The organism is Achromobacter sp. EG18 (genome assembly GCF_059759395.1).
Genome location: NZ_CM186213.1, coordinates 4,429,673 through 4,451,463 on the forward strand (window position 1 = coordinate 4,429,673; position 21,791 = coordinate 4,451,463).

General features: G+C 68.1%; 19 protein-coding genes. 16 read left to right on the forward strand and 3 right to left on the reverse strand.

Annotated elements, in window-relative coordinates:
• The first annotated feature begins 193 nt into the window (after positions 1 to 193).
• Complete coding sequence (locus tag AC6CR5_RS20340) at positions 194 to 1,357, forward strand: alpha-hydroxy acid oxidase (RefSeq protein WP_006389517.1); 1,164 nt, start codon at positions 194 to 196, stop codon at positions 1,355 to 1,357.
• A 452-nt stretch (positions 1,358 to 1,809) separates the two neighbouring features.
• Here the strand turns inward: AC6CR5_RS20340 and AC6CR5_RS20345 are convergent, their stop codons facing one another.
• Positions 1,810 to 2,652, reverse strand: coding sequence for an IclR family transcriptional regulator (locus tag AC6CR5_RS20345; RefSeq protein WP_020925758.1), 843 nt, complete (start codon positions 2,650 to 2,652; stop codon positions 1,810 to 1,812).
• Between the two features lie 198 nt (positions 2,653 to 2,850).
• Between AC6CR5_RS20345 and AC6CR5_RS20350 the strand changes: the two genes are divergently transcribed.
• The 9 genes from AC6CR5_RS20350 (at position 2,851) to AC6CR5_RS20390 (ending at position 11,827) form a co-directional block, all read left to right on the forward strand.
• The gene (locus tag AC6CR5_RS20350; RefSeq protein WP_020925757.1) at positions 2,851 to 3,921 is read left to right on the forward strand and encodes an ABC transporter ATP-binding protein; all 1,071 of its coding nucleotides are present in this window, start codon (positions 2,851 to 2,853) and stop codon (positions 3,919 to 3,921) included.
• Between the two features lies 1 nt (position 3,922).
• A complete protein-coding gene (locus AC6CR5_RS20355) occupies positions 3,923 to 4,810 on the forward strand; it encodes an ABC transporter permease (RefSeq protein WP_054504775.1) in 888 nt (295 codons plus the stop codon).
• Positions 4,811 to 4,825: 15 nt separating this feature from the next.
• Entirely contained in the window at positions 4,826 to 5,620 is a 795-nt protein-coding gene (locus AC6CR5_RS20360) for an ABC transporter permease (RefSeq protein WP_498084871.1), read from the forward strand.
• A gap of 37 nt (positions 5,621 to 5,657) precedes the next feature.
• Positions 5,658 to 5,987 carry a (2Fe-2S)-binding protein gene (locus AC6CR5_RS20365; RefSeq protein WP_006389512.1) on the forward strand — a complete coding sequence of 110 codons (330 nt, stop codon included), beginning with the start codon at positions 5,658 to 5,660 and terminating at the stop codon, positions 5,985 to 5,987.
• A complete protein-coding gene (locus tag AC6CR5_RS20370; protein WP_498084872.1) occupies positions 5,984 to 7,363 on the forward strand; it encodes an FAD/NAD(P)-dependent oxidoreductase in 1,380 nt (459 codons plus the stop codon). The genes AC6CR5_RS20365 and AC6CR5_RS20370 overlap by 4 nt, the downstream gene beginning before the upstream one ends.
• Positions 7,360 to 8,532, forward strand: coding sequence for an NAD(P)/FAD-dependent oxidoreductase (locus AC6CR5_RS20375; RefSeq protein ID WP_498084873.1), 1,173 nt, complete (start codon positions 7,360 to 7,362; stop codon positions 8,530 to 8,532). Before AC6CR5_RS20370 ends, AC6CR5_RS20375 begins: the two co-directional genes overlap by 4 nt.
• Positions 8,529 to 9,596 (forward strand): ABC transporter substrate-binding protein, encoded by a 1,068-nt coding sequence (locus AC6CR5_RS20380; RefSeq protein ID WP_047992367.1) that lies wholly within the window; start codon positions 8,529 to 8,531, stop codon positions 9,594 to 9,596. The genes AC6CR5_RS20375 and AC6CR5_RS20380 overlap by 4 nt, the downstream gene beginning before the upstream one ends.
• A 90-nt stretch (positions 9,597 to 9,686) precedes the next feature.
• Positions 9,687 to 10,625, forward strand: a complete 939-nt coding sequence (locus AC6CR5_RS20385) for a 2-hydroxyacid dehydrogenase (protein WP_462794098.1) — start codon at positions 9,687 to 9,689, stop codon at positions 10,623 to 10,625.
• Between the two features lie 368 nt (positions 10,626 to 10,993).
• On the forward strand, positions 10,994 to 11,827 hold the full coding sequence (locus AC6CR5_RS20390; RefSeq protein ID WP_498084874.1) for an AraC family transcriptional regulator: 834 nt from the start codon (positions 10,994 to 10,996) through the stop codon (positions 11,825 to 11,827).
• Positions 11,828 to 11,900: 73 nt separating this feature from the next.
• Here AC6CR5_RS20390 and AC6CR5_RS20395 read toward each other — a convergent pair whose 3' ends face one another.
• The gene (locus AC6CR5_RS20395) at positions 11,901 to 12,797 is read right to left on the reverse strand and encodes a LysR family transcriptional regulator (protein ID WP_234353609.1); all 897 of its coding nucleotides are present in this window, start codon (positions 12,795 to 12,797) and stop codon (positions 11,901 to 11,903) included.
• 169 nt (positions 12,798 to 12,966) lie between these two features.
• On the opposite strand from AC6CR5_RS20395, the gene AC6CR5_RS20400 reads away from it, so the two are divergent.
• From AC6CR5_RS20400 to AC6CR5_RS20410, 3 genes are read left to right on the forward strand one after another with little or no spacing between them, the layout of a single operon-like run.
• Entirely contained in the window at positions 12,967 to 13,947 is a 981-nt protein-coding gene (locus AC6CR5_RS20400; protein ID WP_049053545.1) for a Bug family tripartite tricarboxylate transporter substrate binding protein, read from the forward strand.
• 40 nt (positions 13,948 to 13,987) lie between these two features.
• Positions 13,988 to 16,045, forward strand: a complete 2,058-nt coding sequence (locus AC6CR5_RS20405) for a hydantoinase/oxoprolinase family protein (protein WP_498084875.1) — start codon at positions 13,988 to 13,990, stop codon at positions 16,043 to 16,045.
• Positions 16,038 to 17,768, forward strand: a complete 1,731-nt coding sequence (locus AC6CR5_RS20410; RefSeq protein WP_498084876.1) for a hydantoinase B/oxoprolinase family protein — start codon at positions 16,038 to 16,040, stop codon at positions 17,766 to 17,768. Before AC6CR5_RS20405 ends, AC6CR5_RS20410 begins: the two co-directional genes overlap by 8 nt.
• On the opposite strand, the gene AC6CR5_RS20415 is transcribed toward AC6CR5_RS20410, so the two are convergent.
• Positions 17,755 to 18,552, reverse strand: a complete 798-nt coding sequence (locus AC6CR5_RS20415; RefSeq protein WP_006389501.1) for a GntR family transcriptional regulator — start codon at positions 18,550 to 18,552, stop codon at positions 17,755 to 17,757. The two genes, AC6CR5_RS20410 and AC6CR5_RS20415, sit on opposite strands and share 14 nt — an antisense overlap.
• A gap of 231 nt (positions 18,553 to 18,783) precedes the next feature.
• Between AC6CR5_RS20415 and AC6CR5_RS20420 the strand changes: the two genes are divergently transcribed.
• The 3 genes from AC6CR5_RS20420 to AC6CR5_RS20430 are packed head-to-tail and all read left to right on the forward strand — an operon-like array spanning position 18,784 to position 21,790.
• The gene (locus AC6CR5_RS20420) at positions 18,784 to 19,815 is read left to right on the forward strand and encodes an ABC transporter substrate-binding protein (RefSeq protein WP_024067325.1); all 1,032 of its coding nucleotides are present in this window, start codon (positions 18,784 to 18,786) and stop codon (positions 19,813 to 19,815) included.
• A gap of 56 nt (positions 19,816 to 19,871) precedes the next feature.
• Complete coding sequence (locus AC6CR5_RS20425; RefSeq protein ID WP_498084877.1) at positions 19,872 to 20,927, forward strand: ABC transporter ATP-binding protein; 1,056 nt, start codon at positions 19,872 to 19,874, stop codon at positions 20,925 to 20,927.
• Positions 20,924 to 21,790: an ABC transporter permease gene (locus tag AC6CR5_RS20430; protein ID WP_006389498.1), complete on the forward strand. Its 867-nt coding sequence runs from the start codon at positions 20,924 to 20,926 to the stop codon at positions 21,788 to 21,790. Before AC6CR5_RS20425 ends, AC6CR5_RS20430 begins: the two co-directional genes overlap by 4 nt.
• Position 21,791 lies beyond the last annotated feature (1 nt).

Sequence of the window (21,791 nt, forward strand, 5' to 3'; positions counted from 1 at the left end):
GCCGTGAAAGCGGTCGCGACGAATGGGGGACACGGGGCCGGCAAGGGGCGCTTGCCGGCCCCGGCGCGTATACTGGGCGGCGCCGCGGGGCCCTGGCGCCCGGCGTGGACGGCGGGCGCCCTGGTCGGCGCAGCGGGTTCGCGCGGGGCCGGTCGCCGCGCAATCGCGTTCCACTTTCCCCAGAAAAACAACCATGACCGCTGACCTCTCCACGATCACCTGCATCGAAGACCTGCGCGCGATTGCGCGCAAGCGCGTGCCGCGCATGTTCTACGACTACGCCGATTCGGGCGCCTGGACGGAAGGCACGTACCGCGCCAACGAAAGCGATTTCCAGAAGATCAAGCTGCGCCAGCGCGTGGCGGTGAACATGGAAGGCCGCTCGCTGCGCACCACGCTGGTGGGCCAGGAGGCGGTGATGCCGCTGGCGATTTCGCCGACGGGCCTGACCGGCATGCAGCACGCCGATGGCGAGATCCTGGCGGCCAAGGCGGCGGCCGATTTCGGCGTGCCGTTCACGCTGTCGACCATGAGCATCTGCTCGCTGGAAGACGTGGCCGCGGCCACCGGCAAGCCGTTCTGGTTCCAGCTCTACGTGATGCGCGACCGCGAATTCGTCGGCGACCTGATCGACCGCGCCAAGGCCGCTGGCTGCTCGGCACTGGTGCTGACGCTGGACCTGCAGATCCTGGGGCAGCGCCACAAGGACATCAAGAACGGGCTGTCGACGCCGCCCAAGCCGACGATCCGCAATCTGATCAACCTGGCGACCAAGCCGCGCTGGTGCCTGGGCATGCTGGGCACCAAGCGCCGCACTTTCGGCAACATCGTCGGCCACGCCAAGGGCGTGAGCGACCTGTCGTCGCTGTCGTCGTGGACGGCCGAGCAGTTCGATCCGCGGTTGAGCTGGGACGATGTGGAATGGATCAAGCAGCGTTGGGGCGGCAAGCTGATCATCAAGGGCATCCTGGATGTCGAGGATGCGCAGCTGGCGGCCAACAGTGGCGCGGATGCGCTGATCGTCAGCAACCACGGCGGACGCCAGCTCGATGGCGCGATGTCCTCGATCGCGGCGCTGCCGTCGATCGCGGATGCGGTGGGGTCGAAGATCGAAGTGTGGATGGATGGGGGCGTGCGCTCGGGGCAGGACATCCTCAAGGCGGTGGCGCTGGGCGCGCGCGGCGCGATGATCGGGCGGGCGTTCCTTTACGGCCTGGGCGCATATGGGCAGGCGGGCGTCAAGCGCGTGCTGGAGATCCTGTACAAGGAAATGGATACGACGATGGCGCTTTGCGGGCGGCGCAATATCGAAGTCGGGGATCGGAGCATTCTGCTGCCAGGGACTTATCCCGTTTGAGCGTTTCTCTGATCGGCTGGAAGCCGGTGGGTCGCTGTTGCGGCTTGCCGGCTTTTTGTTTTCTGCTCGCGAATCTTTCTTCGTAGGTCGGCCGGCGCGGCGAGGGGCGGGCGGGGCGCGCCTACGATTGCGGTCCGGAGCCTTCGCTCCGGACTGCCCCATCGTCATCCTCGTTGCCGCCTGCGGCGGCTGCCTACGGATTCCCTCGGGCGCATCTACACGGCGCGCCCCGCCCGCCCCTCGCCGCGCCGGCCTGCGTATGTCGAGAGTTGAGGCGTTGTTGGAGCGGAGGGGGCATGAAGAGTGTGTGTTGCCCGTCATGGTCGGCTGCGCGGGCAGCCGGCCATGACTTACGCGGTGTCTTGTGGTGGTGCGATGTGCGCTGCGCGACGCTGACGCGGGGCTGGGTTGACCCGGCCTGGGGGGGAGAGAGGGGGGTATGGCTGGCCGTTTCAGTCGCGGTTGCCGGTTCCAAGGAATTGGCTGGGGCGCCTTAGCGCCGGGTCGAAGGGGTTGAGTTGGGCGCTGATGCCGGCGGCTTCGCGGCGCAGGATCTCTACGATCAGGGGCAGGCGTTCGTCGCTGATGCGTTCGACGGGGGCGGCGATGCTGAGGGCGGCGACGGTGACGCCGTTGGGGTCGTGCACGGGGACGGCGAGGCCGGCGATGTTGGGGAAGATGCCCTGGCCCTTGCTGCGGGCGTATTGGAGTTCCTGGCATTCCTTGATGCCGGCGCGCATGGTGATTTCGTCGACGAAACCGAGGTGGTGCAGGCGCGGGATGTTGAAGCGCAGGACTTCCTCGCGTTCGGCTTCGGGCAGGTTGGCCAGCAGCAGCAGGCCGCCCTGGCCCAGGCCGAGCGGGACGCGGCCGCCGATGTCGCCGGTGTGCGAGCGGACCGGGAAGGCGCCGTCGATGCGGTCCAGGCAGACGGCGTCGAAGCCGCTGCGCACCAGCAGGAAGATGGTGTCGTTGAGCATGCCGCTCAGGCGCAGCATGGCGGGGCGGTAGATCGCGCGCAGGGTCGATTGGTGGTTGCCGGCGTTGGCGGCGAGCGAGAAGAAGGCGACGCTGAGCTGATAGCCCTTGCTCTGCGCGGGCTGTTCGACCATGCCTTCCTGCACCAGGCCTTGCAATACGCGGTGGACGGTGGCCTGGGCCTGGCCGGTGCGGGCGGCGATGTCGGTCAGGCGCAGTTTTTCGCCCTTGGCGTCGGACAGGACGCGCAGCACGGCGAAGGCGCGTTGCAGGACGCCCTGGGCGCCGGCGTCGTCGGCGGCTTCTGATTTCTTCATTGTTCAATTCCGATAATCAAAATATACGGCTGTATTTTTATCAGGAAATTCAGCTATGTGGAAATAATAAATAGAAAATTCGATTATTCGGAAAACCCTAATTGACCGGCCTTTTCGGCCCCTCCTAGACTGCCCTGCATCGATTGCAACGCGGGCTGGTCCCGCGCACCGCTCCTCACCGGGCACGGGGTTTGGAATATGTCATTTCTGCGGCTGGACAACGTCTCCAAGAATTACGGCGACCTGCGGGTGGTCTCGGATCTGAGCCTGGCGGTCGAGAAAGGGGAATTCGTGTCCTTGCTGGGGCCGTCGGGCTGCGGCAAGACCACCACGCTGCAGATGATCGCGGGCTTTGCCGACGTGACGCGCGGCAGCATCACGCTCGATGGCCGCGACATCACCCATGCCAAGCCGAACACGCGCGGGCTGGGCATCGTGTTCCAGAGCTATGCGCTGTTCCCGCACCTGACGGTGGCGGACAACGTGGCGTTCGGCCTGAAGATGCGCAAGGTCGAGCGCGCCGAGCGCCAGGCGCGGGTGCGCGAGGCGCTGGCGCTGGTGAAGCTGGACAAGCACGCCGACCGCTTTCCGCGTGAACTGTCGGGCGGGCAGCGCCAGCGGGTGGCGCTGGCGCGCGCGCTGGTGATTCGGCCGCCGGTGCTGTTGCTGGACGAACCGCTGTCGAACCTGGACGCCAAGCTGCGCGAGGACATGCAGTTCGAGCTGCGCAGCATCCAGAAGCAGATCGGCACCACCACGGTGATGGTGACGCACGACCAGGCGGAGGCGCTGTCGATCAGCGACCGCGTGGTGGTGATGCAGGACGGCCGCGCCACGCAGGTGGATGCGCCCTACCGCATGTACGAGCATCCGCAGAGCGAGTTCATCTCGCGTTTCGTCGGCAAGACCAACCTGCTGCCGGGCCGCGTGACGCGCTGCGGCGCGCAGGCCGAGGTGGAGACCGGCGCGCTGCGCGTGCTGGTCGACGGCGCGGGCCTGCGCCACGGCGACAGTGTGCAGTTGTCGCTGCGGCCGGAGAAGCTGGTGCCGGTGCCGGCGGGCCAGGGCAAGCTGTCCTGTGTGGTCAGCACGCGCTACTTCCTGGGCAGCCAGTGGATGTACGGGCTGGATTCGCCGGTGGGGACGCTGACGGTGCTCACGCCCAACGACGGCCGCCGGCCGCACGACGATGGCGAACAGATCGGCCTGGACTGGGCCGAGGGCGTGCTACGCGTGCTGCCCGTCGCGGCCGTTGCCGAAGAGGCCTGACATGGCGACGCTGACCCAACCCGGCGCCGCCAGCGCGCCCAGGCCGCGCACCGATGGCCTGCTGGCCATCCTCGGTTCGATTCCGCTGGCCATTGTGTTCCTGACGCTGGTACTGACGCCGCTGGCGTTGACGCTGGTGCTGTCGTTCCGTCCGTTCGACTACGGCGCGGGCATCCTGCCCGGGCACACCTTCGAACACTACCTGGCGGTGGTGACCGACGGCTATTTCCTGGAGATCTTCTGGCGCACGTTCTGGATCGCGGGCGTGACCACGCTGATCTGCGTGCTGATCGGCGCGCCCGAGGCCTACATCCTGTCGCGCATGGGCAAGCCGTGGCGTTCGGTCTTCCTGCTGGTGGTGCTGTCGCCGCTTTTGATCTCGCTGGTGGTGCGCGCCTTCGGCTGGAGCATGCTGCTGGGGCCGGGCGGGGCCATCGGCCGCGCGGCCGCGGCGCTGGGCCTGGGGCCGCTGCTGTACACGCCCACCGCTGTCATCATCGGCCTGGTGCACGTGATGCTGCCGTTCATGGTGATCCCCGTGTGGACCTCGCTGCAGAAGCTGGACCCGACCGTGGAGTACGCGGCGCTGTCGCTCAATGCCTCGCGCTTGCAGACGCTGCTGCGCATCGTGCTGCCGCAGGCCATGCCGGGCATCCTGTCGGGCAGCCTGATCGTGTTCGGGCTGTCGGCCAGTTCGTTCGCGATTCCCGCGCTGCTGGGCGGACGCCGCCTGAAGATGGTTGCCACGGTGGTCTACGACGAATTCCTGACCGAACTGAACTGGCCGCTGGGCGCGGCCATCGCCATCGTGCTGCTGGTGGTCAACGTCGTCATCATGATGGCGTACAACCGCGTGGTGGAACGTTCCTACCGGCGCAGCCTGGGTTGAGCGAGGACAGCGATCATGCAGAAAAACGGTCCCTTCGCCCTGCTCTTCAATGCCCTGGTGGTGCTGTTCGTGCTGGCGCCGCTGGCCATCGTGTGCCTGGTGGCGTTCACGCCCGAGTCGACGCTGACGGTGCCGACCACGCGGTTTTCGCTGCGCTGGTTCCACGCGGTGTTCGAGCATCCCAACTTCATGCAGGCGTTCAAGAACAGCCTGTGGCTGGCGTTCCTGTCGGCCAGCATCGCCGTGTGCCTGGCGCTGCCGGCGGCCATCGCCATCACGCGCTACCGCTTTCCGGGACGCGATGCGCTCAACGGCCTGTTCCTGTCGCCGCTGATGATCCCGCACCTGGTGCTGGGCGTGGCGCTGCTGCGCTTTTTCGCGCTGATGGGCACCACCGGCAGCTTCGGCTGGCTGGTGTTCAGCCACGTGGTGGTGATCACGCCGTATGTGATGCGGCTGGTGATCGGCGCGCTGGTGGGCTTTGACCGCTCGGTCGAGCACGCCGCGCTGTCGCTGGGCGCGAGCCGCGCCACGGTGTTTTTCCAGGTGACGCTGCCACTCATCATTCCGGGCGTGTCGGGCGGCTGGCTGCTGGCCTTCATCAACAGTTTCGACGAGCTGACCATGTCGGTGTTCATCACCGCGCCGTCGACCATCACCCTGCCGGTGCGCATGTACATGTATGCCACCGAGTCGATCGATCCGATGATGGCGGCCGTGTCGGCGCTGGTGATCGGCCTGACCGCGGTGACCATGCTGCTGCTGGACCGCGTCTACGGCCTGGACCGCGTGCTGGTGGGACAGAAATGACGATCAAGCCGGGTACGCAACAGGAGACCCCGCCATCATGGCAATACTGAAACGCCTGGCCGAAACGGCCCGGCCCGCCGTCGCCTTCACGCTGGACGGCAAACCCTGCACCGCGCTGGCCGGCGATACCGTGCTGACGGCGGTGCTGACGCAGGCCGAACGCCTGCGCGTGTCGGAATTCGGCGGTGGCCCGCGCGCCGGTTTCTGCATGATGGGCGCCTGCCAGGACTGCTGGATGCAGCGCGAGGACGGCACGCGGCTGCGCGCCTGTTCCACCTACATCGAAGCCGGCATGCGCCTGCGCAGCGCGCCGCTGCGCGCGGAACACGTGCCGGGCACGCTGGCGGCGGAGGGCGACGCATCATGATCCTGCCCGTGATCGTGGGGGCCGGTCCGGCCGGCATCCGCGCCGCGCAGACGCTGGCGGCGCAGGGCCTGCGGCCGGTGGTGCTGGACGAGGCGCCGCGCGCCGGCGGCCAGATCTACCGGCAGCCGCCGCCGGGCTTCGCGCGATCCAAGGCGGCGTTGTACGGCTTCGAGCACCGCAAGGCCGATGCGCTGCACCGCAAGATGGACGAGCTGGCGCCGCAACTGGACTACCGGCCCGGCAGCCTGGTGTGGAACGCCGAAGGCAAGACGCTCGATGTGCTGCGCGACGGCAAGAGCGCGCCCGTGCCCTACACCCATTTGATCCTGGCCACCGGCGCCACCGACCGCGTGCTGCCGTTCCCGGGCTGGCTGACGCCGGGCGTGTACACGCTGGGTGGTTCGCAGGTGGCGTTGAAGCACCAGGGCTGCGCCATCGGCGAGCGGGTCGCGTTCCTGGGCACCGGCCCCCTGCTCTATCTGGTCGCCTACCAGTACGCCAAGGCCGGCGCCCGTGTTGTGGCGGTGCTGGATACCTCGCGCTTCGCCGACCGCCTGGCCGCCTTGCCTGCCATGCTGCGCGCGCCGGGCCTGTTGGCCAAGGGGCTGTACTACATGGCCTGGCTGCGCGCGCATGGCGTGCCGATGGCCAGCGGCGTGCGGCCGGTGCGGGCCGAGGGCGAGGCGCGCGTCACCGGGCTGGTCTACCGCCAGGGATCGCGCCAGCGGCGGGTGGATTGCGATGCCTTGGGCTACGGCCTGTCGCTGCGCTCCGAAACGCAACTGGCCAGCCTGGCGGGCTGCCAGTTCGCCTTCCACGTCCGCGACCGCGCCTGGACGCCGCGCCTGGACGCGGCCGGACGCAGCAGCGTGGCCGGCGTGTACGTGGCTGGCGACGGCGCCGGCATCGGCGGCGCCGACGCGGCCGAGCTGGCCGGCGAGCGCGCCGCGCTCGCCTTGCTGGAAGACGCGGGTCATGCCGTGTCCGTGGCACGGGCGCGCGAACTCGAAGCGCGCCTGGCCGCCAATGGCCGCGTGCGCGATGCGCTGGAGCGCGCCTTCCCGTTTCCCGAGGATTGGGCCGCCGCCATCGCTGACGACACCGTGGTATGCCGCTGCGAGGAAGTCACCGCCGGCACACTGCGCGCCGTGATCCATGGCACCGGCGCGCGCGAGCTGAACCGCCTGAAGGCGCTGACGCGCGTCGGCATGGGACGCTGCCAGGGCCGCATGTGCGGCGCCGGCGCGGCCGAAGTGCTGGCGCACGCCTGCGGCGCCGGACTGGACGGCGTCGGCCGCCTGCGCGGCCAGCCGCCGGTCAAGCCGATTCCCGTGGATATCGTCTGTCTCGATCGCACGGAGAAGGCCGCGCCATGAGCGAACGCATCGACACCGAAGTCGCTATCCTCGGCGGCGGCATCGTCGGCGGCAGCGCCGCGCTGTTCCTGCGCCGGCTGGGCGTGCCGGTGGTGCTGCTGGAGGCCGCGCTGTGCGGCGCCCGCGCCAGCGGCGTCAACTACGGCGGCGTGCGCCGCCAGGGCCGTGGCCTGGAGCAGATGCCGCTGGCGCGCCGCGCGCACGAATTGTGGGGCCAACTGCCGCAACTGATCGGCATCGACGGCGAATACGTGCGCTCGGGCCACTTGAAGTTGGCGTGCTCGGACGCGGACCTGGACGCCTTGCACGCCTATCGCGCGCAGACCCGTGGCTTCGGCATGAACCTGGAAATGCTGGACCGCGCCGCGCTGGCGCGGCGCTTCGGCTGGCTGGGCGCGCACGTGGTGGGCGGCTCGTTCTGTCCCGAGGACGGCCACGCCAACCCGCGCCTGGTCTCGCCCGCCTTTGGCCGCGCGGCCCGCGCGCTGGGCGCAGACGTGCGCGAATCGACCCGCGTCACCGAAGCGGTCCATGACGGCGACCGCTTCATCCTGCGTGCCGGCGATGCGCTGGAGGTGCGTTCGCGCTTCCTGCTCAATTGCGCCGGAGCGTGGGCCGGACGCTTCGCGCAGGACTTCGGCGAGAGCGTGCCCGAGACTTCCATCCATCCGCTGATGATGGTGACCGAGCCGTTGCCGCTGTTCATGGACGTCAGCCTGGGCATGCAGGGGGGCGGCATCTATGCGCGCCAGGTGGCGCGCGGCAATTGCGTCATCGGCGGCGGCCGCGCCGTGTCCGCCGGCCCCGATTACGCCCGTCCCGGCCGCGAGGCGCTGGGCTCGCTGACGGCCAACGCCGCGCGCCTGCTGCCGCCGTTGCGCGGGGCGCAGGTCATCCGCTTCTGGACCGGGGTCGAGGGCAACATGCCCGACCACAACCCGGTGCTGGGCCCCAGCGCCACCGTGCCGGGTCTGTTCCATGCTTTCGGCCTGTCCGGCGCGGGCTTCCAGATCGGCCCCGCCGTGGGCGAAGTGCTTTCCGAACTGGTCGTTAACGGCCGGTCTTCCATTCCCATCGACGCCTTCGGCATCGGACGATACACGGGGGCCGCTCACGGCGCCGTGGCTCGGTTGGGGCCTGTTCGTGAGCAAACGCTGGAGTCACCATGAAGCACAACAAACTGGGCGTTCGCCGCCCGTCCAAGGGGAAGTGGCTGCTGGGCCTGGCGCTGGCCGCGCTGTCGGCGGGCGCCATGGCGCAGCAGAAGACGCTGTACGTCGGCATGAACGGCGGCGACATGGAGCGCGCCTTCACGCAGTACGTGTTCCCGGATTTCGAGAAGGCCAACAACGTCAAGATCGTGGTGGTGCCCGGCACGTCCACCGACGTGCTGGCCAAGGCCCAGGCGTTCAAGGACAAGCCGCAGATGCACGTCATGTTCCTGGACGACGGCATCATGGCGCGCGCCATCTCCATGGGCCTGTGCGAGCCGCTCAACGACGATCCGGTGCTCAAGGACCTGTACCCCACCGCCGTCATGAAGGACCGCATGGCCGCCGGCATCGACATCGGCATGACCGGCCTGGGCTACAACACCCGCCTGTTCAAGGACAAGGGCTGGGCGCCGCCGACCTCGTGGATGGACCTGGCCGATCCCAAGTTCAAGGGCAAGGTGGTGTTCCAGTCGGCCTCGGGCAGCACCTTCGGCCTGCACGGCTTCCTGATGTTCAACCGCATCCAGGGCGGCAACGACCAGAACACCGAGCCCGGCTTCAAGCAGTGGCCGTCCACCATCGGCCCCAACGTGCTGGAATACATCCCCAACTCGGCCAAGCTGGCCGAGATGATCCAGTCCAACGAAGCCGCCATCTTCCCGCTCACGCCCACCGCCATCGCCCGCCTGAAAAAGCGCGACATCCCGGTGGAATACGCCCAGCCCAAGGAAGGCTCGGTGATCCTGATGGTGGCCGAATGCGTCATCGCCAAGAACAGCGAGCCGGAACTGGCGCAGAAGCTGGCGCTGTATCTGCTGTCGCCGCAGGCCCAGGCAAAGGCACTGGAAATGGGCGGCCATTTCCCGTCCAATAAGAACGTTCAACCGCCGGCCGGCACCGAAGAAGCGCTCAAGCGCTTCCAGGGCTACATGGCCAACGCCAAGATCCTGGACTGGGACCAGATCAACGCCACCCGTCCCGCCTTCAACGCGCGCTGGAACCGCACGGTCGAACGCTGACGTCAGGCGCGCCGCGCCGTCCGTGCATCGCGGGCGGCTCGGCGCCGATCACACCCAGGGCGCGCGCGCCCGCAACGCAGGAGGCCAGGCATGCGGCTCATCATCAGGTCCGGCGGCGAATCGGCCATGGAAGAATGGCGCGAGCAGTTCAAGCGCCACGCGCCCGATCTGGAGATTGTCAGCTGGTTCGACGACGTCGACCCCGCCTCGATCGACTACGCCCTGGTCTGGGCCCCCGACCCCGGCCGCCTGGCCACCTTCCCCAACCTCAAGCTCATCATCAGCGCCGGCGCCGGCGTCGACCACATCGTCTCCGACCCCGCCTGGCCGCGCCACCTGCGCATCGCCCGCATGGTCACCCCGCGCACCGAAACCGAGATGGCCGAGTTCGTGCTGACGAGCGCCCTGATGCTGACCCGCGACCTCAAGCGCGCCATCGACCAGCAGGCCCGCCGCCACTGGGAACTGTACGACTCGCTGCGCGTGGCCGCCGACATGCGCGTCGGCATCATGGGCCTGGGCCACCTCGGCATCGCCGCCGCCCGCCTGCTGGCCAAGGTCGGTTTCCCCGTCAGCGGCTGGTCGCGCGGCGCGACCACCTTGCCCGACGGCCTGCCTTCCTACGCCGGCCCCGACCAGTTCCCCGAATTCCTGTCCCGCACCGACCTGCTGGTCTGCCTGCTGCCCGCCACCGAAGCCACCCGCGGCATCCTCAACCGCGACACCTTTGCCCACCTCCCCCGCGGCGCCAGCCTCATCAACGCCGGCCGCGGCAGCCACATGGTCACGCAGGACCTTCTCGATGCCCTCGACGACGGCCACCTGCACCAGGCCTTGCTGGACGTCTTCGACCCCGAACCCCTGCCGCCCGAGTCCCCCCTCTGGACCCACCCCAACATCATCATCACCCCCCACTGCGCCGCCATCCCCGACCGCCAGGAACGCGCCCGCCACACCGCCTGGCTCATCGCCGCCAACGAACGCGGCGAGGCCTTGCCCAACATCTACGACCCCGTTCGCGGCTACTGAAAACACCGCAAAGCAGTTGTCCACAGCTTGCGCTTTGCGCCAAAATCCCAAGGCCTGTGGAAAACTCGATTTCGTCCCCAGCATCCGCGAAGTGAAATCAACCGCAGCCCGGGGCGTCGTGGCATGGCGGTGCGGGGCGTGTAGATGCGCCCGACGGAAACCGAAGGGAGCCGAAGGCGGACGAGGTTGAGTATGGGGCAGTCCGGAGCGAACGCTCCGGACCGCAATCGTAGCCCCGCACCGCCATGCCACGGCGCCCCGGGCGTCTAAAGAACCCCGTTCCCCGCCAGCAAAAAACGGTTCAACAAAAAAACCGCAAAATCTGCAAACCAAGGCCGCCTACATTTGCTCCCCAAGGAGCCACGCAATTGAAACCCCAAACTCGCGCCACCTACGCCCACCGCCTGGACCCCGTCCTGCGCTGGCTGGCAAGCCACCCCGACGCCGACCCCGACCTCTACCAGTTGGCCGACCTGGCTTGCCTCTCGCCCTATCACTTCCACCGCGTCTACCGCGCCGTGATGGGCGAAACCGTGAACGCCACCGTGCAACGCATCCGCATGCATCGCGCGGCCGTCTCGCTGGGCAGCACCGGGAATTCCTTGCGCGACGTGGCGCAGCGCGCCGGCTATGAGTCGGACGCCGCCTTCAACCGCGCGTTCGGCGCGACCTTCGGCATCCCGCCGGGGCGCTACCGCGCGACCCGCTCCCGACCCTTCGACCCCAAGGAGCTAGGCATGTACCCCATCACCATCGAAACCTTCCCCGGCGCCGTGCTGGCCGCCCTGCCGCACCATGGCAGCTACCAGGAAATCGGCCCGGTCTTCACCCGCGCCTTCATGCTCGCGGCCAGCCGCGGCCTGGCGCGTCCCGAGGCCATCGGCTTCGGCGTCTACTTCGACGACCCCGAGCAGGTGCCGCCGGCCCAGTTGCGCTCGATGGCAGGCGTATCGGTCGCGCCCGACGCCGAGCTGGGCGACGAACTGGAACGCTTCGAGATCCCCGCCATCCGCTGCGCGGTACTGACCTACACTGGCCCGTACAACGAGATGGACAAGCCCTACAACTGGATGTTCTCGGAATGGCTGCCCGCCAGCGGCATGGTGCCGGCGGACTTCCCCATGTTCGAGCAGTACCTGAACGACCCGCGCAGCACGCCGCCCGCGCAATTGCAGACGCGTATCTGCATGCCGTTGAAGTAAGCGCCGCAAGCCGCGCGATGGCCTGCGTTGACGCGGCCGTCGCGTGCGGCACGGGCGCGGCTTCGCGCCGCCGTTAGCCCAGCACGCCTGCCAGATATTGCCGCAGCCACGCATGCGCCGGATCGTCCTGGTAGCGCTCGTGCCAGTACAGCGACACCGTGATCGCCGGCAGGCTCAGCGGCGCCTTGAGCGTCACGATGCGCGCGCTGCCCGACATGGCCTTGGCGATGCTGGCGGGCATCGTCGCGATCAGATCCGAGGCCTCGACGATGAACGGGCACACCATGTAGCTCGACAGCGTCGCCACGATGCGGCGGCTGCGGTTCTGTCCCATCAGGATGCGGTCGATGGCCTTGCTGAAGTAGCGCGTGTGGGCCGCCAGGTCCAGGTGCCCGTAGCTCAGGTAGGCATCCAGGTTCCAGCGCTTGCGCAGACAGGGATGGCCTTCGCGCACGATGCACACTGCCGGCTCCTGGTACAGGAAGCGCGTGCGCAGGTCCGGCGCCGGGTCCGGAAAGTAGCCGGCGATCAGCTCCACATGATTGGTGTCCAGCATGCTCAGGCCGTGCTGCGGCCGCGCCGGCACGATCAACAGCTGGAAGTGCGGCGCATCCACCGCCAGGCGCGGAATCAGCTTGGGCAGCAGCGTGTATTGCACATAGTCGGTGGCATAGAACGACAGGCTGCGGGCCGAGTGCGCCGGGTCGAACACCTCGCGCGTACGGGTGGCGCGGCGCCAACCTTCCAACAGCGGCAGAAAGCCCTGGTGCAGTTCGTGCGCGCGCTGCGTCGGCTGCCACGCGCCGCCTTCGCGCACCAGCAGCGGATCGCCGAACAGTTGCCGCAGACGGTTCATCGCGGCGCTCATGGCGGGTTGGCTGATGCCGAGTTGCTCGGCCGCGCGCGACACATTGCGGCAGGTCATCAATGCGTCGAAATGCACAAGCAGATTCAGGTCCGGATGCTTCACCGCCGCCCACCTATAAATGGCATCTATATCAATATAAACCGCAAGGACTGCTGGCGCGCGCCGGCCAGGCCTAGGATGTTCCCGTTGTTGCAGTGAACCCGGGGCAATGCCTCTCAGGCCCGGCGTCCATGATCGGGTCGCAAGGAAGTTCTATCAACAAGGGGAAGTCATGAACGCAGCGTTCATTCGCAGTTGCTGTCTTGCATTCGGGGCGGCCGCGCTGGCCGCCGCCGCGCTACCGGCCCGCGCCGAGTGGCCCGACAAGGTGATCCGCATCGTGGTGCCGTTCGCGGCGGGCGGGTCCACCGACCTGATCGCGCGCAAGATCGCCGAAGGCATGGGCCAGCGCCTGTCGGCCAACGTCATCGTCGAAAACCGGCCCGGCGCCGGCGGCACCGTCGGCACCGAATACGTGGCGCGCCAGCCGGCCGACGGCTACACCATCCTGATGGGCTCGGTCAGCACGCACGGCAGCGCGCCCTGCGTGTATTCGAAGCTGCCGTACGACGCGCTCAAGGATTTCACGCCGCTGACCGTCGTCGCCACCATTCCCAACGTCATGTCGGTGAACCAGTCGGTGCCGGCCAACAACCTGCGGGAGTTCGTGGCGTTGCTCAAGAAAGAGCCCGAGAAATACTCGTTCGCCTCCAACGGCCAGGGCACCTCCAACCACCTGGCCGCCGAACTGTTCAAGAGCACGGCCGGCGTGTCGATGGTGCACGTGCCCTACCGCGGTTCGGGCCCGGCGTTGATCGACCTGGTGGGCGGCCAGATCAACATGATGATGGACGTGGTGATGACGTCCTATCCATACATCAAGGACGGCAAGATCAAGGCGCTGGCGGTGACCTCGCCGCAACGCTCGCCGATGCTGCCCGACGTGCCGACGGTGGCCGAGTCCGGCTATCCCGGTTACGAGGCGATGGTGTGGTTCGGCATGCTGGCCCCGGCCAAACTGCCCGAGCCGCTGCGCGTCAAGTTGACCGATGCGCTGGCGCAGACGCTGCACGCGCCCGCCATGAAGGCCTATCTGGAACAACAGGGCGCGCAGGTCTCGGACGTGGCCGGGCCGGCCTTCGGCACCATGATCAAGAGCGAAATCGACAAATGGTGCGGCGTGGTCAAGCAGGCCGGCATCAAGCTGGACTGAGCGCGGCCGCGCCCTTCTTTTCTTTCAGGGAAGCACAAGCATGTATCGCATAGGGATAGACGTCGGAGGCACGTTTACCGACTTCACGATGATCGACGAAGATCAAGGCATCGTGCATTTTCACAAGGTGCCGTCGACGCCGTCGGACCCATCGGAAGCCATCGCCACCGGCATCGGGCAGATGCTGGCCAGTCAAGGCGTGGCGCCGTCGCAGGTGTCGCACATGGGCCATGGCACCACGGTGGCCACCAACCTCATCATCGAGCGCAAGGGCGCGCGCGTCGGCCTGATCACCACGCAGGGGTTTCGCGACGTGCTGGAGATCGGCCGGCAGACGCGGCCGCACCTGTACGACTACAGCGTCGGCAAGCCGCCGGTGGCGGTGCCGCGCGAGTTCCGCGCCGAAGTGGCCGAGCGCGTCAACGCGCAAGGCGAGGTGCTGACACCGCTGGATGGGGACGCGGTGCGGGCGGCGGCGCGGCGCTTTGCCGCCGCCGGCATCGACGCCGTGACCATCTGCTTTCTGCATGCCTACCGCAACCCGGCGCACGAGCAACAGGCCGCGCGCATCGTGGCCGAGGAGATGCCCGATGCGTATATCAGCCTGTCGTCTGACGTGCTGCCGGAATTCCGCGAATACGAGCGCCTGTCGACCACGGTGCTGAACGCCGCTGTGGGGCCGAAGATGGCGCGCTACCTGGAACGCTTCCTGCAGCGCGTGCGCGAGCTGGATATCGGCCACGAGCCGCACACCATCCATTCCAATGGCGGCCTGATGTCGATCGCCACGGTGCGCCAGTATCCGGTGCGCACCTGCCTGTCGGGGCCGGCCGCCGGCGTGGTGGGCGCGGCCGCGGTGGGCCGCGCCATCGGCAGCCTGAACCTGGTGACGTTCGACGTCGGCGGCACCAGCACCGACGTGTCGCTGATCTGCGATGGCCGGCCGCTGTTCACCTCGCATCGCCAGGTGGCGGGCTATCCGGTGAAGACGCCGATGGTGGACATCCACGTGATCGGCGCGGGCGGCGGCAGCATTGCCTGGCTCGACGACGCGGGCGCGTTGAAGGTCGGGCCGCATAGCGCCGGCGCGGTGCCGGGACCGGTGGGCTATGGCCGCGGCGGCACCGAGCCGACCATCACCGATGCCGAGATCGCGCTGCAGCGCCTGAATCCGGTGGCGCTGCTGAACGGCCGCATGCCGGTGCATGCCGAGGCCGCGCGCCAGGTGATCGACGAACGTGTGGCGCGGCCGCTGGGGCTGACGCGCGAGGCCGCGGCCGAAGGCATCCTGCGCATCGCGGCGGCCAATATGAGCCGCGCCATCCGCGCCGTGTCGACCGAGCGCGGCTACGACCTGTCGCAATTCGCCCTGTATGCCTATGGCGGCGCGGGGCCGCTGCACGCGGTCGAGGTGGCCGAGGAATGCGGCATCCCCACGGTGATCGTGCCGCAGGAGCCGGGCACCATGTGCGCGCGCGGCATCCTGCTCAGCGACATCTCGTTCGACTTCGTGCGCAGCGAGATCGCGCTGGCCAGCGCGGAAAGCTGGGACGGCGTATCGACGATCTTCGACGGGCTGCGCGACCAGGCCGAACGCTGGCTGGAAGAAGAACGCGTGGAACCGGCGCTGCGCCTGTACCGCAGCGCCATCGACGCGCGCTACGAGGGCCAGAACTTCGAAGTGCAGGTGGCGCTGGACGACACCGGCGCCGGCGGCTACGCCGAGTTCGCGCGCCGCTTCGCCGAGGCGCACGAACGCGAATACGGCTACACCGTCGACGACCGCAAGGTGCAGATCATCAACTGCCGCATGCAGGCGGTGGGCCAGGTGGTGAAGGCGCCGCTGGCGCCGCGCCAGGTCGATGGCACGCTGGACGGCGCACGCATCGGCGAACGCCGCGCCTACTTCGGCGAGCGCCACGGCTGGCTGGATACGCCGGTCTATGACCGCGACCGCGTGCCCACCGGAGTGCGCTTCAGCGGCCCGGCGCTGCTGGAGGAAATGAGCTCGACCACCGTGGTCGGCGCCGGCCAGGACGTCGAGGTCGACGCCTACGGCAACCTGATCATCCGTTTGCAAGGAGGCTCCCATGCGTGAAGCCCATCAAGCCAATCAAGACAGCGGCGTTGCCCTGGCCGATCCGGTCGGCATGGAGGTGTTCTGCAACCGCCTGCTATCGATCACCGAAGACATGAACAACACGCTGGTGCGGGCCTCGTTCTCGACCAACATCAAGGAACGCAAGGACTGCTCGGTGGCGCTGTTCGACGCCGCCGGCCGGCTGGTGGCGCAGGGCACGCAGATTCCGCTGCACCTGGGCTCGCTGGACGGCGCCATGGGCGCGATCCTGCGTACCTTTGGGGCCGACCAGATCCGTGACGGCGACGTGTTCATCTGCAACGACCCCTACCTGGCCGATGGCAGCCACCTGCCCGACATCAACATCGTCACGCCAGTGTTTTGGGAAGGCACGCTGCGCTTTTTCGCCGCCAACATCGCCCACCATTCGGACGTGGGCGGCGCGGTGCCCGGCTCGATCGCCGGCGGCCTGAAGTCGATCTTCGAGGAAGGCATCCGCATTCCCGCCAGCCGTATCGCGCGCGCCGGCGAGGTGGACGAGGACCTGCTGCGCCTGATCTGCGCCAACACCCGCGACCCGGAGGAACGGGTGCTGGACCTGCGCGTGCAGATGGCCACCAACCGCCGCGGCGCGGCCGCCGTGCAGGGCCTGATCCGGCAGATGGGGCTGGAGGCGGTGCTGCGCTCGGTCGAGGACGTCATCACCTACACCCGCCGCCGCCTGCTCAACCGCATCGGCGAGCTGGCGCAGGGCAGCTACACCTTCCGCAGCGACCTGGACGACGACGGCATGGGCGGCGATCCGGTGCCGATCCAGGTGACGCTGACGGTCAGTCGCGACCGCCTGCATTTCGATTTCGAGGGCTCCGGCAAGCAGGCGCGCGGCGCCATGAACCTGCCGTTCAACGCGCTGCGGGCCTGCGTGTACTACGCGGTCAAGGCGCTGCTGGATCCGGACCTGGCGCCCAACGCCGGCCTGTTCGATCCGATCAGCGTGTCGGCGCCGGTGGGCACCATCACCAACCCCGAGCATCCGGCGGCGGTGGGCGCGCGCTCGATCACCGCGCAGAAAGTGGCGGGCGCGATCTTCGGCGCGTTCCGCGGCCTGCTGCCGGCGGAAAAGACCATGGCGTCCAGCAACGACTGCTGCCCGGCCATCGTGTTCTCGGGCCGCTGGCGTGAGCGCGCCGGCCACTTCGTGTACCTGGAAACGCTGGGCGGCGGCGCCGGCGCGCGCTTCGATGCCGACGGCATGGACGCGGTGCACGTGCACATGACCAATACGTCCAACCTGCCGGTGGAGGCGCTGGAAAACGAGTATCCACTGCTGATGGACGAGTACGCCATGATCCCGGATTCCGGCGGCGCCGGCCGCACCCGCGGCGGCATGGGCATCGCCAAGCAGATCCGCGCGGTCGGGCCCGGCATCGTGTTCTCGGCGCGTTCCGACAGCCATACCGTGGGCGTGGCCGCGGGAGTGGCGGGTGGCGCCGATGGCCGTCGAGCTCGGCTGGTGCGCAATTTCGGCACGCCCGCCCAAGAGGAACTGTTCTCCAAGACCGCCAACATCACGCTGGCGCCGGGCGAGAGCGTGCGCATCGAGACCCCGGGCGCGGGCGGCTACGGCCCCGTGGCCGAGCGGACCCGCAACCGCATCGAGCGCGACCTGGCCGACGGCAAGATCAGCCCGGAAGCGGCGCGCGCGGCCTATGGCTACGAAGCCCCCGCTACGCCACGTTGAGCGACATCGAGTACTTCATCTTGTCATGCGGAAAAGTGGTGATCGTGGCCAGCAGCAGCACCCCGCCGCTGCCGTAGTAGCGGCGGGTGATGACGAAGCCCGCCGTCTGCGGTTCGACCTGGAGCTGTCTGGCGATCCCCGCCGCGATGGGCGTGGCCGAGAACTCCTGGTTGACCTCGTGGATGCGGTTGCCGAAGTGGTCCTCGATCAGCCGCAGCAGCGAAATGCGCGGCTGGATGTCGGCGCGCAGGTCGGAATGCGCCGGATCGGCGTAGATCAGCGTGCACGCCACCGGCGTGTCCTGGTCGCCCAGCGTCTTGATGGAGTTGATGTGCAGCCACGGCTGGCCGGGCTCGGCGCCCAGGCTCTCGGCCAGCCGCTTGGTGAGCTTGATGGTGCGCACGTCCTGCACCAGCAGCGCGGCGTTGCGCGCGTATTGCAGCAGGTCCGGGAACTGCGAGATGCGTTGGGTGAAGCGGGTGCTGGCGTGGGCGGTCTCGACGCGCGTGCCGACGCCGGGGCGGCGCGACACCATGCCGGCCACCGTCAGCATGCGGATGGCCTCGCGGATGGTGTGGCGGCTGGCGCCGAATTGTTCGCACAGTTCGTGTTCGGTCGGCAGCAGCGTCATGACCGGGTAGCGGCCGCTGCCGATGTCGCGCGCCAGCTGCTGGTAGATGCTTTTGTAGCGCGGGCCGCCAGCCTCGTCGTCCGGTCCCGTGGCCTGGCCGCGGGCCTCGCGCGCGGCGGCCGGGTCGGACGCGCGTTCGGAGGATCGGGTCATGGGGGGGGCTCCTTTTCTCGTTCTATCGGGGTTTGTACGGACAATAACCCATTGACAGGGCCTGCCCCGCGGATCCATTATTTGTCCGGACATTCATGTACGGACAAATTGTACGGCGGACATGAGGTCGCGGGGCAAGCGGGTCCGCATTTTTTTCTGCGGCGAGTCCATCCCCGGATTCAGGCAGCACCGGCAGTTCTTGCAGTTCTCTTCCAATAAACGGGGGTTTTCATGGGCAAGGTACTCGCAGTCCTGGCGGCGGCCACGGTGGCCGTCGGCGTATGCGCCACGGCGCAGGCGCAGCAGAAATTGGTGGTGGCCGGCTACGGCGGCTCGTTCGAAGACATCATGCGCAAGGACATCTTCCCGCCCTTCGCCAAGCAGCATGGCGTCGAGCTGGATTACGTGGCCGGCAACTCCACCAACACGGTGGCGCGCCTGCAGGCGCAGAAAAGCAACCAGCAGATCGACGTGGCCATCATCGACGACGGCCCGATGTATCAAGCCATCGCGCTGGGTTTCTGCGCGCCGATCCAGGGCCTGCCGGCCGACGATATCTACGGCACCGCGCGCTACAAGGACGACAAGGCCGTGGCCATCGGCATCGTCGCCACCGGCATCATGTACAACAAGAAGGTCTTCGACGAGCGCAAGTGGGCCGCGCCCACCTCGTGGAAGGACCTGAAGGATCCCAAGTACAAGAAGCAGCTGGTGGTGCCGCCGCTGAACAACACCTACGGCCTGCACACGCTGGTGGAATACGCCCGCGAGGGCGGCGGCGGCGAGAAGAAGATCGACGCCGGCTTCAAGACCTTCAAGGACGAGGTCGGCCCCAACGTGCTGGTGTACGAACCGTCGCCGGGCAAGATGACCGAGCTGTTCTCCAGCGGCCAGGCCACCATCGCCGTGTGGGGCAGCGGCCGCGTCAAGGCCTTCGCCGACACCGGCTTCCCGGTGGGCTTCGTCTATCCGCAGGAAGGCGCCTACGCGCTGCTGTCGTCGGTGTGCCCGGTGGCCAAGCCCAATGCCAATCCGCTGGCGCAGGCCTTTGTCAATTACCTGGTCAGTCCCAAGGTGCAGGAGCAGCTGGCCAGCGCCTACGGCTACGGCCCCGTCAACAAGCAGGCCAAGGTGGCCGACGATCCGCGCGTGCCGCTGCCGATCGGCAAGCGCGCCACCGACCTGATCGTGATCGACTGGGACACCGTCAACCAGAACCGGGACGACTGGAACAAGCGCTGGACGCGTGAAATCGAGCGCTGAGGTTTCGTACACCAGCACGCAACGGCGGCGCGGGCGCGCCGCCAGCGGGAGCATCCATGAGTTATCTCGTATTGAACCGCCTGTCCAAGCGCTACGGCGACCTGACGGCGGTCGAGGACCTGAGCCTGTCGGTCGAACGCGGCGAATTCATATCGCTGCTGGGGCCGTCGGGTTGCGGCAAGACCACCACGCTGCAGATGATCGCCGGGTTCGTCGAGCCCAGCGGCGGCAGCATCGTGCTGGACGGCAAGGACGTCAGCAGGACGCCCGCGAACAAGCGCGGGCTGGGCATGGTGTTCCAGAACTACGCGCTGTTCCCGCACATGACCGCGGCCGAGAACGTGTCGTTCGGCCTGGAGATGCAGCGGGTCGGCAAGGACGAGCGGCAGGCGCGGGTGGCCGAGGCGCTCAAGCTGGTGGGCCTGTCGCATCTGGCCGACCGCTACCCGGCGCGCATGTCGGGCGGCCAGCAGCAGCGCGTGGCGCTGGCGCGGGCGCTGGTGATCCGCCCCAGCGTGCTGCTGCTGGACGAGCCGCTGTCTAACCTGGACGCCAAGCTGCGCGAGGAAATGCAGCTGGAACTACGCAGCATCCAGCGCACCGTCGGCACCACCACCATCCTGGTGACGCACGACCAGTCCGAAGCGCTGGCGCTGTCCGACCGCATCGTGGTGATGAACCAGGGCCGGGTCGAGCAGGTGGCCGAGCCGTTCGCCGCGTATGAAGGGCCGTCGAACCGCTTCGTCGGCGGCTTCCTGGGCAAGGCCAATGTATTCACGCCCTCGCCGCAGTCTTATGACGGCGAGGTGCGGGCGCGCATCGGCGAGGCCCACATCGCCATGGACGGGCAGCCCGTGCCGCAGGGTGCGGTGATCGTGCGGCCGGAAAAAATCCTGTTCGCCGAGGCCGGCGCCTGTGCCCTGCCCGGCCGCATGAAGACGCGCGTGTTCCAGGGCAACCACTGGCTGTGCCAGGTCGAGACCTCGGTGGGCGAAGTCATGGTGATCCGCCAGAACGATGGCGTGCCGGTGCCCGCCGAGGGCGAGACCGTGCACCTGCGCTGGCGCGCGCAGGACATGTGCGCGGTGGCCGGCCAGGAGCCGGCAAAATGAGCGCGCGCGCCAACCCCTGGCTGCTGAGCGCGCCGGCGCTGGCGGTGTACGCCACCTTCCTGGTGGTGCCGATGGCGCTGGTGCTGCTGATCAGCTTCTTCGACTTCCAGTTCTACGGCGGCATGCAGGCCACCTTCACCTGGAAGAACTACATCGAGATTTTCAGCGACGGCTATTACTACGAGATCTACGCCCGCACCTTCGGCGTGGCGGCGCTGGTGACGCTGGCATGCCTCGTGCTCGGCACGGCCGAGGCCTACGTGCTGTCGCGCATGGCCAATCCGTGGAAGGGCCTGTTCCTGATGGTGGTGCTGGGGCCGCTGCTGATCTCGGTGGTGGTGCGCACGCTGGGCTGGGCGCTGCTGTTCGGGTCCACCGGTCTCATCAACAAGGCGCTGATGGGCATCGGCCTGGTGTCCACGCCGATCGACCTGATGTACAGCAACCTGGGCGTGGGCATCGCGCTCACGCATGTGCTGGTGCCGTTCATGGTGATCGCGGTGTGGGCGTCGTTGCAGCGGATCAATCCGTCGACCGAGGCCGCCGCGCTGTCGCTGGGCGCCAGCCAGTTCACCGTGATCCGTCGCGTGATCGTGCCGCAGGTCATGCCGGGCATCCTGTCGGGTTCGATCATGGTGTTCGCGATGGCCGCCAGTTCCTTCGCCACGCCGGCCATCATCGGCGGCCGGCGCCTGAAGAACGTGGCCACCGCCGCCTACGACGAGTTCCTCAACACGCTCAACTGGCCGCTGGGCGCGGCGCTGGCGGTGGTGCTGCTGGTGGCGACCGTGGTGGTGCTGCTGTCGGCCAACCGGCTGATCGAGCGCCGCTATGGCGCGGTCTTCAATCCGTCGGGGGCCTGAC

Coding starts and splice junctions, on each gene's coding strand:
- AC6CR5_RS20340 (WP_006389517.1), top strand. CDS start 194: ATGACCGCTGACCTCTCCACGATCACCTGCATCGAAGACCTGCGCGCG.
- AC6CR5_RS20345 (WP_020925758.1), bottom strand. CDS start 2,652: ATGAAGAAATCAGAAGCCGCCGACGACGCCGGCGCCCAGGGCGTCCTG.
- AC6CR5_RS20350 (WP_020925757.1), top strand. CDS start 2,851: ATGTCATTTCTGCGGCTGGACAACGTCTCCAAGAATTACGGCGACCTG.
- AC6CR5_RS20355 (WP_054504775.1), top strand. CDS start 3,923: ATGGCGACGCTGACCCAACCCGGCGCCGCCAGCGCGCCCAGGCCGCGC.
- AC6CR5_RS20360 (WP_498084871.1), top strand. CDS start 4,826: ATGCAGAAAAACGGTCCCTTCGCCCTGCTCTTCAATGCCCTGGTGGTG.
- AC6CR5_RS20365 (WP_006389512.1), top strand. CDS start 5,658: ATGGCAATACTGAAACGCCTGGCCGAAACGGCCCGGCCCGCCGTCGCC.
- AC6CR5_RS20370 (WP_498084872.1), top strand. CDS start 5,984: ATGATCCTGCCCGTGATCGTGGGGGCCGGTCCGGCCGGCATCCGCGCC.
- AC6CR5_RS20375 (WP_498084873.1), top strand. CDS start 7,360: ATGAGCGAACGCATCGACACCGAAGTCGCTATCCTCGGCGGCGGCATC.
- AC6CR5_RS20380 (WP_047992367.1), top strand. CDS start 8,529: ATGAAGCACAACAAACTGGGCGTTCGCCGCCCGTCCAAGGGGAAGTGG.
- AC6CR5_RS20385 (WP_462794098.1), top strand. CDS start 9,687: ATGCGGCTCATCATCAGGTCCGGCGGCGAATCGGCCATGGAAGAATGG.
- AC6CR5_RS20400 (WP_049053545.1), top strand. CDS start 12,967: ATGAACGCAGCGTTCATTCGCAGTTGCTGTCTTGCATTCGGGGCGGCC.
- AC6CR5_RS20405 (WP_498084875.1), top strand. CDS start 13,988: ATGTATCGCATAGGGATAGACGTCGGAGGCACGTTTACCGACTTCACG.
- AC6CR5_RS20410 (WP_498084876.1), top strand. CDS start 16,038: ATGCGTGAAGCCCATCAAGCCAATCAAGACAGCGGCGTTGCCCTGGCC.
- AC6CR5_RS20415 (WP_006389501.1), bottom strand. CDS start 18,552: ATGACCCGATCCTCCGAACGCGCGTCCGACCCGGCCGCCGCGCGCGAG.
- AC6CR5_RS20420 (WP_024067325.1), top strand. CDS start 18,784: ATGGGCAAGGTACTCGCAGTCCTGGCGGCGGCCACGGTGGCCGTCGGC.
- AC6CR5_RS20425 (WP_498084877.1), top strand. CDS start 19,872: ATGAGTTATCTCGTATTGAACCGCCTGTCCAAGCGCTACGGCGACCTG.
- AC6CR5_RS20430 (WP_006389498.1), top strand. CDS start 20,924: ATGAGCGCGCGCGCCAACCCCTGGCTGCTGAGCGCGCCGGCGCTGGCG.